Source organism: Pararhodobacter marinus (assembly GCF_003122215.1).
Lineage (GTDB): Bacteria > Pseudomonadota > Alphaproteobacteria > Rhodobacterales > Rhodobacteraceae > Pararhodobacter > Pararhodobacter marinus.
The window spans coordinates 39,226-53,247 of record NZ_QEYD01000015.1 but is presented as its reverse complement, the minus strand read 5'-3'; the positions used below and the strand labels follow the sequence as shown (position 1 = coordinate 53,247).

The window sequence follows — 14,022 nt, the reverse complement described above, 5'->3', positions numbered from 1 at the left end:
CGGGAAAGGACGGGCCATGGCGAAACCCCCATCGAAGGGCGGCACGAAGAACACCTCGGGGCGCGGGCAGCGCGACCTGAAGGTCAAGGTGAAGACCGCCAAGGGACGGCGGCTCAGCTCGACCCGCTGGCTGGAGCGGCAGCTCAACGATCCCTATGTCGCCCGCGCGCGGCGCGAGGGCTATCGCGGCCGCGCGGCCTTCAAGCTTCTGGAACTCGACGACAAGTTCCGCTTCCTCGTCCCCGGCGCGCGGGTCGTCGATCTGGGCTGCGCGCCCGGCGGCTGGCTGCAGGTCGCGGTGGTGCGCGTCAACGCGCTGGGCGAGAAGAAGGGCAAGCGCGTGGGCACGGTGCTGGGCGTCGACCTGCAAGAGGTCGAGCCGCTCGCCGGGGCCGAGGCTTATGTGCTCGATTTCCTCGAGGATGGCGCGGACGACAAGGTGAAGGGCTGGCTTGCGGGGCAGGCGGACGTGGTGATGTCGGACATGGCGGCCTCGGCCTCGGGGCACAAGCAGACCGACCACCTGCGCATCATGGCGTTGTGCGAACACGCGGCGCATTTCGCCTTCGACGTGCTGTCCGAGGGCGGCACCTTCGTGGCCAAGGTGCTCGCCGGCGGGGCCGAGGGCGAGCTGCAGCAGCTTCTCAAGCAGAACTTCACCAAGGTGCACAACGTCAAACCGCCCGCCAGCCGTGCCGACAGCTCCGAGAAATACGTGGTCGCGCTGGGCTTCCGCGGCCGGCCGGACCAAGCGGACGACGATCCACGCAGCGACCCGCTGCCCGATCCGCAGGACGAGGAATAAAGGCGACGGGCAGGGGCGCCGAACCGGGGCGTGTCTGTCGGTCGGTGCCCGCGACTATCGCCTTTGGCTTTTTCCCGCCCGGTCCGCCGGTTCTGCAGGCGACCGAGCCGGGCCGTGACGCCATTGCACAGCGCCGCGCCCCCCGTTAGCGCGCCTGTCGGCGCATCGTCCGTCCCAGAAGATCCCGGAATATCCGCCTCGCGCCTCGGTCCCGTCTTTCCGGCGGGGACCCCGCGACGCCCCGCAGATCACCCCGTCAGAACGCGGCGCTCTCGCCTTCGGTCCGGGTCACCAGCGCGCGGATCCGCGCGCTGTCGCCGTCGCGCGATGCGGACAGGGCGGCGTGGGCCAGCCCGCGATCGGGCAATGCCTGCGCGACCGAGGCCAGGAATTGTCCCGCGTAACGCAGCCTCGCCGGATCCGCGCCCTCGGCCAGAAGGTCGCGCACCCGGCGCAGATCGTCGCGCAGCGCCAGCGGATCGGCGCCGGCATTGCGCGTGGGCAGGCCGTCCTCCTCGACCCCGTCCTGCGCCGCCAGCCGCGGCGCAAGCTCGCCGGTCATCGCCGCCAGATGCTGCGCCACGCTCACCGGCTTGAGCAGGAACGCATCCGCGCCCGCCGCCATGACCGGCCCTTCCATCGCCGCGTCCCCGCTGACACCGACCAGCCGCGAGGGCCGCATCCGCGCCGAGGCCAGCCGCGCGATCAGGTCCAGCCCCGACCCGTCGGGCAGGCCCGGATCGACCAGCACGATATCGGGCCGGTAGACGCGCAGATGCATCGCCGCGTGGGCCAGCGATTCGGCGCGGCGCAGGCGGATGCCGATGCGACGGCAGATCAGGCGCACCGCCTCGGCGGCGACGCGGCTGTCCTCGACCAGAAGCATCAGCCGAGGGGGGCAGGCAAACCCGGGCGCGGGGCGGGTCAGCCCGGTCAGCGGCGGCAAAGCGGGGGCATCGGGAAGGCGGGGTTCGGGCATCGGGCACCTGCTGTCTGTGGCTCCGTCATGCCCCCATTCTGCGCCTCTTTGGTTCACGAAGGCTTAAGCGCCTGCGGCCTCGCGTCGCTTGCTTTCTGCGCGCCGGGGGGCCATGAAACGCGCAAGCACCAAGGGGGAAGCCATGATCGGACGCCTGAACCACGTCGCCATCGCCGTGCCGGATCTTCAAGCCGCGGCGGCGCAATACGCCAACACGCTGGGCGCCGATGTCGGCGCGCCGCAGGACGAACCCGATCACGGCGTGACGGTCGTCTTCATCACCCTGCCCAATACCAAGATCGAATTGCTGTATCCGCTGGGCGAGAACAGCCCGATCCAGGGGTTTCTGGACAAGAACCCGGCGGGCGGCATTCACCATATCTGCTACGAGGTCGAGGATATCCTCGCCGCGCGCGACAAGCTGAAGGCCGAGGGCGCGCGCGTTCTGGGCACGGGCGAGCCGAAGATCGGCGCCCATGGCAAGCCGGTGCTGTTCCTGCACCCCAAGGATTTCAACGGCTGCCTCGTGGAACTGGAGCAGGTATGATGATCAACCCCGTCTCGGCCTTCGTTCTCTACGCCTTCATCTGGTTCCTGACGCTGCTGGTCGTCCTGCCGCTGCGGCTGAAAACACAGGGAGAGGCCGGCGCGGTGGTCGCAGGCACGCCCGAATCCGCGCCCGCCAACCTGAATATCGGTCGCAAGTTCCTGATGGCGACGATTTTCGGCTCGATCGTCTGGGTCGTCGTGGCCGGGATCATCGTCTCAGGCTGGATCACGATCGAGGATGTCGACGTGTTCCACCGCTGGATGATGGGCGTCTGACGTCCCTTGGATCGCCGTTTCACCGCATCGCGATGCGGTGAAACAGGTGGGTGAAGGCCGCCACGCCGAAGACCGGCACGAACAGGTTCAGGACCGGCACGCTCAGCGGGATCGCGAACAGTATCCCCGCGAGCCACAGCGTGCCGAAATTCGCCCGCCGCATCCGGTGCGCGTCCTCGGCCGACATCCGACGCAGGGCGACCATGGTGAAGTATTCGCGCGACAGCAGGAACCCGTTGATCGCCCAGAATACCAGGAAGCCCAGCCCCGCAGTGAAGATCACGATGATCAGACCGACGAGGTTCAGCGCGACCAACAGCCCGAAATAGCGCAGCGAATCCACAAGGGTCTCCCAGATCCCGGCCTCGCTGGCCGGGGGCAGGCCGGGATAGTGCCGCGCCTCGACCGCATCGGCCACGGTATCAAGAAAGATGCCGGTAAAGGCCGAGGCCACGGGCACCATCAGGAACACCGACAGGATCAGCATCAGCGGGACCGAGGCCAGCGACAGCACCGTGTCCACGCCGCCGATCTCGCCGATCCAGGGCAGGCTGAACGTGTCGGGCACGAAAAACTGGATCAGCGTTACCAGCGCGGCATAGAGCGCCACCAGTAATAGAAGGGTCAGGCCCAGCCCCAGGAGGACAACGCGGCGGAAGCGCGGGTCGTCGAACTGACCCAGCGCCTTGAAGATTGCCCCGAAAATCATGCGCCGACCCGCGAGACGATGGCCGACAGGTCGGGGCGCGGCCGTTCGGCGGGGGCCGTGTCGCAGGTGCCCAGATGCACGAATCCCGCGATCTGTTCGTGCGGTTCAAGCGCCAGCCCCTGTTCCACGAATACCCGGTCGAAGGCCGCCCAGCCGGTGATCCACGCGGCCCCCCAGCCCGAGGCGAGCGCGGCGTTCACAAGGCTCACGCAGACCGCGCCGGCCGACAGAAGCTGCTCGAGCTCCGGCGCCTTCTCGGACGGGACGGGCGAGGCCACGACGGCCACGATCAGCGGCGCGTTTTCCCAGCTTGCCGCCGATTTCTCGATCTTGGCGGGGTCGATGCCCAGGACCGGCCCGCGTTCACGGACCAGTGCCGCCAGCCGCAGGCGCGCGGGCGCTTCCAGGACCATCAGCCGCCACGGCACCAGCGCGCCGTGATCGGGCACGCGGGTCGCGGCGGTCAGCAACGTGTTGAGCGCCGGGCCTTCGGGCGCGGGGGCCTTCAGGGCGCCCGCGGGGCGCGAACGGCGGGTGAGCAGGAAATCCATCACCGGGTTGGAATGCGTCATCGGGGAACCTTCCGGGCTGTCATGTTGCGCTGAATGTGCGATTTCCGGGGCCGGATGCAACCCGTAACGGCAGGGTTTTCCGGCCCTTGCCGCGTCGCGCGAAAGCGTCGACACTGGCGCCGGACAGGGAGGTGCCGATGCTCATGGCCGATCTGGGCGATCTTCGCCTGCATTATCAGCTGGACGGTGACCCCGGGGGCGCGCCCGTGGTGCTGATCCACGCGCTGGGCACGGACCTGCGGCTTTGGGACGCTCTGGTGCCACTCTTGCCGAAGGGGCTGCGGATCCTGCGCTATTCGCTGCGGGGCCATGGCCTGTCGGATGCACCGCCCGCGCCTTATTCCATGGGAGCGCTCGTGCGCGACGCCGAGCGGCTTATGGCGCATGTGGGGATGCGCGACGCGCTGGTCGTGGGGCTCTCCATCGGCGGGCTGGTGGCGCAGGGGCTGGCGGTGAAGCGTCTGGATCTGGTGCGCGCGCTGGTCGTGTCGAACACCGCGGCCAAGATCGGCAACCCCGATGTCTGGGCGCAGCGCATCGCGCAATTGCACGAAACCGGGATCGAGGGGCTGGCCGATGCCACGCTGGAGCGCTGGTTCGCCAAGGCGTACCGGCAATCGGACGCTGCGCGGGGCTGGCGCAACATGGTGACGCGCACGCCCTTCGAGGGGTATCTCGGCTGCTGCCACGCGATTTCGGGGACGGATTTCTACACGCCCACATCGGGGCTGCGGCTGCCGCTGCTGGCCATCGCGGGATCCGAGGACGGATCGACGCCGCCCGACCTGGTCCGCGAGACCGCCGAGCTTGTGCCGGGGGCAAGGTTCGAACTGATCCGGGGCGCGGGGCATCTGCCCTGCGTGGATCAGCCCGACGCCTATGCCGCGCTTCTGTCCCGGTTCATCAAGGAAACCGGACATCTGGAGGTAAATGTTGAATAAGTGTCAGTATGAACGGAAGAAAGCGGCGGATTGCCCCTGTCTGACGTTTGATAACTTCTAAGTCAGACGAATGCGGCCCGCGCTGCCCGTCGTCTTCATCCTGATCACGCTGACGCTGGACGCGATTGGCTTCGGGTTGATCATGCCGGTGATGCCCGACCTCCTGCGCGAGGTCACGGGCGAGGACCTGGCCCATGCCGCGCTCTGGGGCGGGATGATGACCGGCGGTTTCGCGGTCATGCAATTCCTGTTCGGCCCGGTGCTGGGCAATCTCAGCGACCGTTTCGGGCGCAAGCCGGTGCTGTTGATTTCGCTTTCCATGCTGGCCGCCGATTACCTGGTGCTGGCGCTGGCAGGCACCATCTGGCTGTTGTTTTTCGCGCGGCTTTTCAATGGCATGACCTCGGCCACCTATTCCACGGCCACCGCCTTCATCGCCGATATCTCGACGCCGCAGCAAAAGGCGCAGCGCTTCGGGCTGGTCGGTGCGGCCTATGGCATGGGCTTCGTTCTGGGCCCGGCAATCGGCGGGATGCTGGCCGAATACGGCACCCGCGCGCCGTTCCTGGCCGCGGCGGCCGTGACGCTGGTCAATCTGGGCTTCGGCGCGCTGGTGATGCGCGAATCCCTGCGCCCCGAGCATCGCCGCCCCTTCGACTGGCGCCGCGCCAATCCATTCGGCACGTTCCGCGCGCTGGGCAAATTGCCCGGGTTGGGGCGCGATCTGGCGATCTACACCGCGTTCGAATTCGCCTTTATCGTCTACCCCGTCGTCTGGGCCTATTTCGTCACCGCCCGCTTCGGCTGGTCGCCCGGGATGACCGGCCTGTCGCTGGCCTATTACGGCGCCTGCGCCGTGCTGGTGCAGGGGGCGCTGATCCGCCCCGCCATCGCCCGGCTGGGTCGGACCCGGACCATGACACTGGGCATGGTCGCGGGTGCCGTGTCGTTCAGCGGGCTGGTGGTGATCGACAGCGGCGCGCTGACGCTGGCGCTGATCCCGGTCTCGGCGATGACCGGGCTGGTCATGCCCGCGCTCAGGGCCGAGATGTCGGACCGGGCCGAGGCCAGCCAGCAGGGCGAATTGCAGGGCGCGCTGTCTTCGCTCCATGCCGTGGGAATGATCGCCGGGCCGGTGATCTACACGCAGGTCTTCGCGCGCTTCGCCGGCGACGGGGCCATCCTGGACCTGCCGGGCATGGTCTTCGTGATCCCCGCCATGCTCAACCTGGCCGCGCTCTGGCTGTTGCACCGGCGCCCGGCGCGCGCCTGATCAGAAGGAGGAACGCATGAACCTGTCATCACGGGCCGCCGCGCGCGCCGATGCCGGAAAACCCGTCCGCGCCGGCCTGATCGGCGCGGGGAAATTCGGCTCGATGTTCCTGGCGCAGGTGCCGCATATCGCGGGGCTCAGCGTGACCCATATCGCCGATCTGGACCCCGACCGCGCCCGCGCTGCCTGCCGCACCGTGGGGTGGAGCGCCGAACGCATCGCCGCCACCGTTTTCACCGATGACGGGCTGGACCTTGTTCGCCAGCCGCTCGACGTGGTGATCGAGGCCACCGGCGCGCCCGAACCGGGCCTGAACCACGCCCGCGCCGCGCTCGATGCCGGGCGGCATGTGGTGATGGTCAATGTCGAGGCCGATGTGCTGGCCGGTCCCGTTCTGGCCGAACAGGCGCGCAAGGCGGGGCTCGTCTATTCCATGGCCTATGGCGATCAGCCCGCCTTGGTAAGCGAACTGGTCGACTGGGCGCGCGCCACGGGGTTCGAGGTCACGGCGGCGGGGAAGGGGACGAAATACCTGCCGCTTTACCACCATGTCACGCCCGACGATGTCTGGACGCATTACGGCCTCACCCCCGCCGAGGCCGCCGCGGCGGGGATGAACCCGCAGATGTTCAACAGCTTTCTCGACGGCACGAAATCCGCCATCGAAATGTCGGCCATCGCCAATGCCTGCTTGCTGGACGTACCGGCCGGGGGCCTGGCGTTCCCGCCCTGCGGCGTCGACGATCTGGCCCGCATCCTGCGTCCGCGCAGCGTCGGGGGGCAGCTGGAACGCGCGGGTCTGGCCGAGGTCGTGTCGTCGCTCGAACGCGACGGGCGGCCGGTGTTTCGGGACCTGCGCTGGGGCGTCTACGTGGTGATGAGGGCGCAGAACGATTACGCGGCCGCCTGTTTTCGCCAATACGGCCTGCCTACCGACGAGACGGGGCAATACGCGGCGATGTACAAGCCCTTCCACCTGATCGGCATGGAACTGTCGGTCAGCGTCCTGTCCGCCGCGCTGAGGGGCGAGGCCACGGGCCAGACCCGCGCGTGGCGTGGGGACGCGGTGGCCGTGGCCAAGCGCGACCTTAAGGCGGGCGAGATCCTGGACGGGGAAGGGGGCTACACTGTCTGGGGCCGCGCCTGTCCCGCCGAGGTCTCGGCGGCGCGGCAGCTTCTGCCCATCGGGCTGGCGCACCGGGTGCCGGTGACGCGCGACCTGGCGCGCGGAGAGGTGCTGGGCATGGCGGATGTCGCGCTGGACGAATCGATGACCGGCGTGCGGCTGCGGCGCCAGATGATCGCCGAACGCACGGGCTGAGACGGGCATCGCAGAACTGCCCGCCGATCAGGCAGGGCCGCCGCTGGCCCGCCTGCGGCAGCGGCGCCCGGGCTGCGTCTGGCATTCGGGCTTGAGTTTTGATCAAATCCCGTCAGGGTGATGGAAACACGCATCAACAGGCGCTCTGGACGCAACGCTCTGCCCGTGTCTAGACTGACCGAAACGGGGGGCGGTCTTGTGATCGTGGCGCCTCGTTCACAAGACGGCCCCAAATGGCCAAGAACAGGGAGACTATGATGAAACGCTCGATCCTCGCTGCGGCGGCACTCGGCATGACCGTTCCGGCGGTGGCCCAGGCCGAAGGCAGCCTGAACCTGTATATCTGGTCGGATTACATCACCGACGCGGCCATCGAACGCTTTGCCGAGGAATACGATGTCGACGTCACCGTCGATGTCTACGATTCGAACGAAACGCTGGAAGCCCGCCTGATGGCCGGTGCCACGGGGTACGATATCGTCGTGCCCACCGCCGATTTCATGGCCCGCCAGATCGCCGCAGGCGTCTATCAGCCGCTGAATTACGACCTGCTGCCCAACGCGTCCAACATGGATGCGGACCTGATGGCCGAAGCGGCCTCGTTCGATCCCGAGAACGAACATGCCGTGATCTACATGTGGGGCACCACCGGCATCGGCTACAATATCGACATGATCGCCGAGCGTCTGGGCGAGGATTACGAGGTCGACAGCTGGTCGCTGGTCTTCGATCCCGAAATCGCCGCGCAGGTCGCTGATTGCGGTATCAGCTTCCTCGACGCCCCGACCGAGATGTTCCCCGCCGCGCTGGCCTATCTGGGCCGCGACCCGCAATCGCGCGAGACCGAGGATCTGGAAGCCGCCGCCGAGTTGCTGGGCTCGGTGCGCGAATACGTCCGGTATTTCCACTCGTCGCAATACATCTCGGACCTCGCCAACGGTGAAACCTGCGTCTCGGTGGGCTGGTCGGGCGACGTGTTCCAGGCCGCTGACCGCGCGGCCGAGGCCGATCGCGGCGTGAACGTGTGGTACGCGATCCCGAAAGAGGGCGCGCTCGTCTGGTTCGACATGCTGGCCGTCCCCGAGGACGCGCCCAATGTCGAAAACGCCCATGCCTTCATCAACTACCTGATGGAGCCCGACGTCATCGCCGAGATCACCAACTATGTCTGGTACGCCAATGCCAACGAGGCGTCGGTGCCGATGGTGGACGAGGAGATCACTTCGGATCCCGCGATTTTCCCGACCGACGAAGTGATGGACCGCCTGTTCACCGCCGTGACCTATGGCTCGCGCGTGGACCGCGTGATCTCGCGGCTCTGGACCGGCGTGCGCACGGGCCAGTAAGGCCGCGGGCCGTTGCCGGAACCGGCCCCGTCCGCCAAGGCGGGCGGGGCGCTCCTCCGGATCTGCCGCCCGATCCTTCGACCGTCCCGTATTTTACCCTGTTTCCCTGCGCGGAGCCTCGTCCGATGACCAGCAATCCGGCGCTTGCCGTGAATACCCGCCCCTGGACCGACCCGGACGCCAAGCCGTTCATCTCGATCCGGAACATCACCAAGCGCTTCGGCGATTTCACCGCCGTCAACGATGTCAGTCTGGATATCTATCGATCCGAACTGTTCTGCCTGCTGGGCGGCTCGGGCTGCGGGAAATCGACGCTGCTGCGGATGCTGTCGGGGTTCGAGACACCGACCTCGGGCAAGATCCTGATCGACGGGCAGGACATGGCCGGCGTGCCCGCCGACCGCCGACCCACCAACATGATGTTCCAGTCCTACGCGCTGTTCCCGCATATGTCGGTCGAGAAGAACGTGGCCTATGGCCTTCTGCGCGAAGGAAAATCCAAGGCCGAGGCCGCCGAGCGCGCGGCCGAGATGCTGAAGCTCGTCAAGCTGGAAAGCTTCGCGCGCCGCAAGCCGCACCAATTGTCGGGCGGTCAGCGTCAGCGCGTGGCGCTGGCCCGCGCGCTGGCCAAGCAGCCCAAGGTGCTGCTGCTCGACGAGCCTCTGGGCGCGCTGGACAAGAAGCTGCGCGAAGAGACCCAGTTCGAGCTGATCAACATTCAGGAAACGCTGGGCGTGACCTTCATCGTCGTGACCCACGATCAGGACGAGGCGATGACGCTCGCCACCCGGATCGGCGTGATGACCGAAGGGGTCATCACCCAGGTGGGTGAGCCGCGCGAGATCTACGAGACGCCGAAATCGCGCTTCGTCGCCGATTTCATCGGCTCGGTGAACCTGTTCGAGGGCCGCGTCGGCCCTTCCGCGCCCGACCTCATGCGCGTCGAGACCGAGGATCTGGGTCCGGTCTCGGTCCCGCCGGTGCCGGGGCTCACGCAGGGCCAGACCGTGTGGCTGGCGATGCGGCCCGAACGCGTCTGGCTCACGCGCGAGCCGAAAGAGGGCGCCGTCAACACCGTGCCCGGTATCGTCCGCGACATGGGCTATGTCGGGCATATGTCGTCGTATTTGGTGCGGCTGGCCAATGGACGGCAGGTGCGCGTCACGCAGGCCAATGAATCGCGCCGCGACAACCCGATCAGCTGGGACGAAAGCGTGCATCTCAGCTTCGAGCCCGCCGATTTCCGGGTGCTGACGCAATGAGCGGGGCGTCCGCCACCCCTGGCCGCGGAAGGCTCGCCCTGCCGCCGGCCATGATCGCCGCCCCGCTGGTGGTGATCGCGCTGATGCTGGGCCGGCACTGGCTGTTCCTGCCCGAGGATCTGGTCCTGCTGATCGGCGCGGCCTTGCTCTTCGCGTTCGGCGGCTTCGTGCTGGGCCGGTTGGTCGGGCTGCCCGACCGCTGGATCGTCATCGCCGTGCCGATGCTGTGGCTCGTCGTTTTCTTCCTGGTGCCGTTCTTCGTGCTGGGCCGCATTTCGCTGGCCGAGACGATGATCGCCCGGCCGCCCTATTCCCCGCTTTGGGAGAGGGGCGACGACGGCGGGATCGAGATCATCGCGAGCCTCGAGAATTACCGCTTCCTTCTGTCGGATGCGCTTTACGTCAACGCCTATCTGTCCTCGCTGAAGATCGCCGCGATCTCGACGCTGTTTGCGCTGCTCATCGGCTATCCCATCGCCTATTACATCGCCCGCTCGCCCGAGCCGCGCCGCTCGATCCTGCTGCTTCTGGTGATCTTGCCGTTCTGGACCTCGTTCCTGCTGCGGGTCTATGCGTGGATCGGCTTCCTGCGGCGCGACGGGGTGATCAACAACCTGCTGACATGGGCCGGGATCATCGACGAGCCGCTGGTGATGATGCAGACCGATTTCGCGGTCTATATCGGCATCGTCTATACCTACCTGCCCTTCATGATCCTGCCGCTTTACGCCAATCTGGTGAAACTGGACGGCGCGCTTCTGGAAGCGGCGAGCGATCTGGGGGCCTCGCCCGTCACCACCTTCCTGACGGTGACGCTGCCCTTGTCCGTGCCGGGCATCGTCGCCGGCTCGATGCTGGTCTTCATCCCCGCCATCGGCGAATACGTGATCCCCGCGCTTCTGGGCGGGCCTGACACGCTGATGATCGGGCGGACGTTGTGGGACGAGTTCTTCTCGGCCCGCGACTGGCCGGTGGCCTCGGCGGTGGCGATTGTCATGCTGGTGCTGGTCGTGCTGCCGATCATGTGGCTGCAATCGGTGCAGAACCGGCAGGAGGCGCAGGAATGAGACGCGGCTGGTTCCTGCCCCTGTTCGCCACGCTGGGCTTCGGCTTTCTTTACGCGCCGATCGTCTCGCTCATCGTGTTCTCGTTCAACGAAAGCCGTCTGGTCACGGTCTGGGGCGGGTTTTCGACCCGCTGGTATGGCGAGTTGATCAGCGACGGGCAGCTTCTGGAGGCGGCCTGGGTCAGCCTGAAGATCGCCACGATCAGCGCCTCGCTGGCGGTGGTGATCGGCACGCTCGCGGCCTTCGTGCTCACACGGTTCGGCAAGTTCCACGGCAAGCTGATGCTCACGGGCATGGTCACCGCGCCGCTGGTGATGCCCGAGGTGATCATCGGCCTGTCGCTGCTGCTGTTGTTCGTGGCGATGGAGGGGATGCTGGGCTGGCCCGCCGGCCGCGGCATGACCACCGTCATCATCGCCCATTCGACCTTCTGCGCGGCCTATGTCGCGGTGATCGCGCAGTCGCGGCTGAGGGACATGGACGAGAGCCTCGAGGAAGCGGCGCGCGATCTGGGCGCGGGGCCGGTGCGCGTGTTCTTCGACATCACCTTGCCGGTGATCGCGCCGGCGCTGGTGTCGGGCTGGCTTCTGGCCTTCACGCTGTCGCTCGACGATCTCGTGATCGCGAGCTTCGTGTCGGGGCCGGGGGCCTCGACCCTGCCGATGGTGATCTTTTCCAAGGTCCGGCTGGGCGTGAGCCCGGATGTGAACGCGCTGGCCACGATCATCATCGGCATCGTCGCTCTGGCGGTGACGGTGGCAGGGGTGTTGCTGATGCGCCAGTCGAAGCGGGCGCGCTGAGGCGACGGTCCCAGAGGTTCGGCCCTGCCGCTTGTCGCAGGCCCGGGGGGGCTGCCGCGCGCCGTTTTTCACGAAGAACCGGGGGGCTGCCGCCCCGCCGTTTTTCAGGAAGAACCGGGGGGCTGCCGCCCCCCGGGGCCCCCCGGTTCAAGGAGGGTTTTCCACCCTCCTTGAAAATCCTCCCGCCCCCTTCAAGGAGGGTTTTCCACCCTCCTTGAAAATCCTCCCGAGAGTATTTTCGGCAAAGTGAAATCAGCCGCCGCCGATGATGGCGCCTGCCGCGAAGACCAGGGCGCCGCCCAGCACCACCTGGAACGTCGCGCGCAGGAACGGGGTCTGCATGTAGCGGTTCTGGATCCAGACGATGGCCCAGAGTTCCACGAAGACCACGATCATGGCGATGATCGTCGCGGTCCAGAAATGCGGGATGAGATAGGGCAGCGCATGGCCCAGCCCGCCCAGCGTGGTCATCACCCCGGCGGCGATGCCGCGCTTGAGCGGCGAGCCGCGCCCCGAGAGCTGGCCGTCATCCGAGGCGGCCTCGGTGAAACCCATCGAGATGCCCGCGCCGACCGAGGCGGCGAGGCCCACGAGGAAGGTCGTGTGCGTGTTCTGCGTGGCGAAGGCGGTGGCGAAGATCGGCGCGAGCGTCGAGACCGAGCCGTCCATCAGCCCCGCAAGCCCCGGCTGCACCCAGGTCAGCAGGAACTGGCGATGCGCGGTATCGTCCTCGGCGCTGCGGGCTTCGCCGCCCAGATGCTTGTCTTCAAGCGCATGGGCCGCGTTTTCATGCCCCATCTCGGCCGCCGCCAGATCGCCCAGAAGCCGGCGCGTTTCGGCGTCCTGCGTGCGCTGCGCGGCGAGCTGGTAGAAGCTGGCCGCCTGACGCTCCATCGCCTCGGCCTCGCCGCGGATCTGTTCGAGCGTCATCGTCTCCATCAGCCAGACGGGTTTGCGGGCATAGAAACCCGCCACATGCTCGCGCCGGATCAGCGGGATGACATCGCCGAAGCGGATCCGGTGCAGCGCGATCAGGCGCTGGCGGTGGCGGTCTTCTTCCTCGGCCATGCCGTCGAAGACCGCCGCCGAGGCCGGGTAATCGGCGCGCAGGCGCTCGGCATAGCTGCGATAGATGCGCGAATCGTCCTCTTCCGAGGAAATCGCGAGCGCGAGCACTTCCTGATCGCTGAGATCGCGAAACTGGCGGCGGCTGCCGAGTATGGAAAACATCACGGGCCCGTCTGATTGTTTAGAACGTTTCTAAACTGCGATGACGGCGACGGCAAGCCATCCGGCTCAGCCGGTGACGAAAAACCGCGCGTGCCGGTCGTGGCGGGACTGGCCCGACCAATGCGCGAAGGGCCACAGATAATACCAGATCAACAGGATCGCGCCCAGCGCCACCGCGGCGATCACGCCCAGAGGCCCGATCGCGGCGGCGGGCAGGCCGCCGGTGAGCGCGGGCAGGGCGGCGAGGATCACGAGCGGCCCCAACCGCAGGGTCTCGCGCCAGACGGGAAGGGCGCGCGCCCCGTTCGCCGGTACGATCCGCAGCCGCGCCAGGGCCTTGCCGGGACTGCGCCAGCCCAACCGGGTCGCCAGCGCGCTCAGCGCCATCAGGATCGCCAGGATCAGCACGCCGCCGGGATGGCGGGGATCGACCGGTTCCAGCGCGGCATTGACCGGGATGACCAGACGGCGGCTGGTGGTGTCGGGGGTCGCGGCGCCCAGCACCACGCGCAGCTCGTTGCCGTCGGGCAGGCCGTAGAGCCGGCGCTCGCAGAGCCTGAGCGAATAGGGGCCGGGGGCGCCCAGAAGCTCGGTCAGCCAGCCGGGCGCGGTCTCGACATCGCTGCAGTCGGTGCTGCGCATCGTCAGGGGGGCCGCGGGCAGGCGGAGACCGTCGCCTGTGAAGGGCACCATCGCCACGGTGACGAGCGCGAAGACCAGCGCCAGATCCACCGCGAGGGCGAGGAGGCGGCGCGCGAGGAAGGGGCGGGGCAGGGCGGAAGGCTGTGGCACGGGGGCTACGGAGCGGTCGTCAGGAAAGGGAGCCCCGGTGGTGGCACGGATGGAGGGCGCTGGCAATGCGGCGCGCGGTCCGTGCAGGACGGAGGGGCCT

General features: G+C 67.7%; 15 protein-coding genes. 10 read left to right on the top strand and 5 right to left on the bottom strand.

What is annotated here, in order from left to right; all coding sequences use genetic code 11:
• The first annotated feature begins 16 nt into the window (after positions 1-16).
• Positions 17-805 carry an RlmE family RNA methyltransferase gene (locus C4N9_RS19930; protein ID WP_109535098.1) on the top strand — a complete coding sequence of 263 codons (789 nt, stop codon included), beginning with the start codon at positions 17-19 and terminating at the stop codon, positions 803-805.
• Between the two features lie 256 nt (positions 806-1,061).
• On the opposite strand, the gene C4N9_RS19925 is transcribed toward C4N9_RS19930, so the two are convergent.
• The gene (locus tag C4N9_RS19925; RefSeq protein ID WP_109535097.1) at positions 1,062-1,784 is read right to left on the bottom strand and encodes a response regulator; all 723 of its coding nucleotides are present in this window, start codon (positions 1,782-1,784) and stop codon (positions 1,062-1,064) included.
• A gap of 142 nt (positions 1,785-1,926) precedes the next feature.
• Here C4N9_RS19925 and mce point away from each other — a divergent pair, with 142 nt between their 5' ends.
• Both mce and C4N9_RS19915 read left to right on the top strand, forming a co-directional pair.
• The gene (gene mce / locus C4N9_RS19920; protein ID WP_109535121.1) at positions 1,927-2,331 is read left to right on the top strand and encodes a methylmalonyl-CoA epimerase; all 405 of its coding nucleotides are present in this window, start codon (positions 1,927-1,929) and stop codon (positions 2,329-2,331) included.
• On the top strand, positions 2,328-2,609 hold the full coding sequence (locus tag C4N9_RS19915; RefSeq protein WP_342748832.1) for a DUF1467 family protein: 282 nt from the start codon (positions 2,328-2,330) through the stop codon (positions 2,607-2,609). Before mce ends, C4N9_RS19915 begins: the two co-directional genes overlap by 4 nt.
• A 19-nt stretch (positions 2,610-2,628) precedes the next feature.
• On the opposite strand, the gene C4N9_RS19910 is transcribed toward C4N9_RS19915, so the two are convergent.
• Together C4N9_RS19910 and C4N9_RS19905 are read right to left on the bottom strand one after the other, a co-directional pair.
• Positions 2,629-3,315 carry an EI24 domain-containing protein gene (locus C4N9_RS19910; RefSeq protein ID WP_425440808.1) on the bottom strand — a complete coding sequence of 229 codons (687 nt, stop codon included), beginning with the start codon at positions 3,313-3,315 and terminating at the stop codon, positions 2,629-2,631.
• A complete protein-coding gene (locus C4N9_RS19905; protein ID WP_109535095.1) occupies positions 3,315-3,890 on the bottom strand; it encodes a nitroreductase family protein in 576 nt (191 codons plus the stop codon). The genes C4N9_RS19910 and C4N9_RS19905 overlap by 1 nt, the downstream gene beginning before the upstream one ends.
• Positions 3,891-4,027: 137 nt before the next feature.
• Between C4N9_RS19905 and pcaD the strand changes: the two genes are divergently transcribed.
• The 7 genes from pcaD to C4N9_RS19870 all read left to right on the top strand — a co-directional run bounded on the left by pcaD (position 4,028) and on the right by C4N9_RS19870 (position 11,900).
• Complete coding sequence (gene pcaD / locus C4N9_RS19900) at positions 4,028-4,831, top strand: 3-oxoadipate enol-lactonase (RefSeq protein ID WP_109535094.1); 804 nt, start codon at positions 4,028-4,030, stop codon at positions 4,829-4,831.
• 70 nt (positions 4,832-4,901) lie between these two features.
• Positions 4,902-6,104: a TCR/Tet family MFS transporter gene (locus tag C4N9_RS19895; RefSeq protein ID WP_109535093.1), complete on the top strand. Its 1,203-nt coding sequence runs from the start codon at positions 4,902-4,904 to the stop codon at positions 6,102-6,104.
• A gap of 16 nt (positions 6,105-6,120) precedes the next feature.
• Positions 6,121-7,425: an NAD(P)H-dependent oxidoreductase gene (locus C4N9_RS19890; RefSeq protein ID WP_109535092.1), complete on the top strand. Its 1,305-nt coding sequence runs from the start codon at positions 6,121-6,123 to the stop codon at positions 7,423-7,425.
• Between the two features lie 257 nt (positions 7,426-7,682).
• Positions 7,683-8,771, top strand: a complete 1,089-nt coding sequence (locus tag C4N9_RS19885; protein ID WP_109535119.1) for a polyamine ABC transporter substrate-binding protein — start codon at positions 7,683-7,685, stop codon at positions 8,769-8,771.
• A 125-nt stretch (positions 8,772-8,896) separates the two neighbouring features.
• Positions 8,897-10,033, top strand: coding sequence for an ABC transporter ATP-binding protein (locus C4N9_RS19880; protein ID WP_109535091.1), 1,137 nt, complete (start codon positions 8,897-8,899; stop codon positions 10,031-10,033).
• Between the two features lie 221 nt (positions 10,034-10,254).
• Positions 10,255-11,100 (top strand): ABC transporter permease subunit, encoded by an 846-nt coding sequence (locus C4N9_RS19875; RefSeq protein WP_245902644.1) that lies wholly within the window; start codon positions 10,255-10,257, stop codon positions 11,098-11,100.
• Positions 11,097-11,900 (top strand): ABC transporter permease subunit, encoded by an 804-nt coding sequence (locus C4N9_RS19870; protein WP_109535090.1) that lies wholly within the window; start codon positions 11,097-11,099, stop codon positions 11,898-11,900. Before C4N9_RS19875 ends, C4N9_RS19870 begins: the two co-directional genes overlap by 4 nt.
• Positions 11,901-12,152: 252 nt before the next feature.
• Here C4N9_RS19870 and mbfA read toward each other — a convergent pair whose 3' ends face one another.
• Together mbfA and C4N9_RS19860 are read right to left on the bottom strand one after the other, a co-directional pair.
• Positions 12,153-13,130 carry an iron exporter MbfA gene (gene mbfA, locus C4N9_RS19865; protein ID WP_109535089.1) on the bottom strand — a complete coding sequence of 326 codons (978 nt, stop codon included), beginning with the start codon at positions 13,128-13,130 and terminating at the stop codon, positions 12,153-12,155.
• Positions 13,131-13,196: 66 nt separating this feature from the next.
• On the bottom strand, positions 13,197-13,922 hold the full coding sequence (locus tag C4N9_RS19860) for an RDD family protein (RefSeq protein ID WP_109535088.1): 726 nt from the start codon (positions 13,920-13,922) through the stop codon (positions 13,197-13,199).
• Positions 13,923-14,022: the final 100 nt, after the last annotated feature.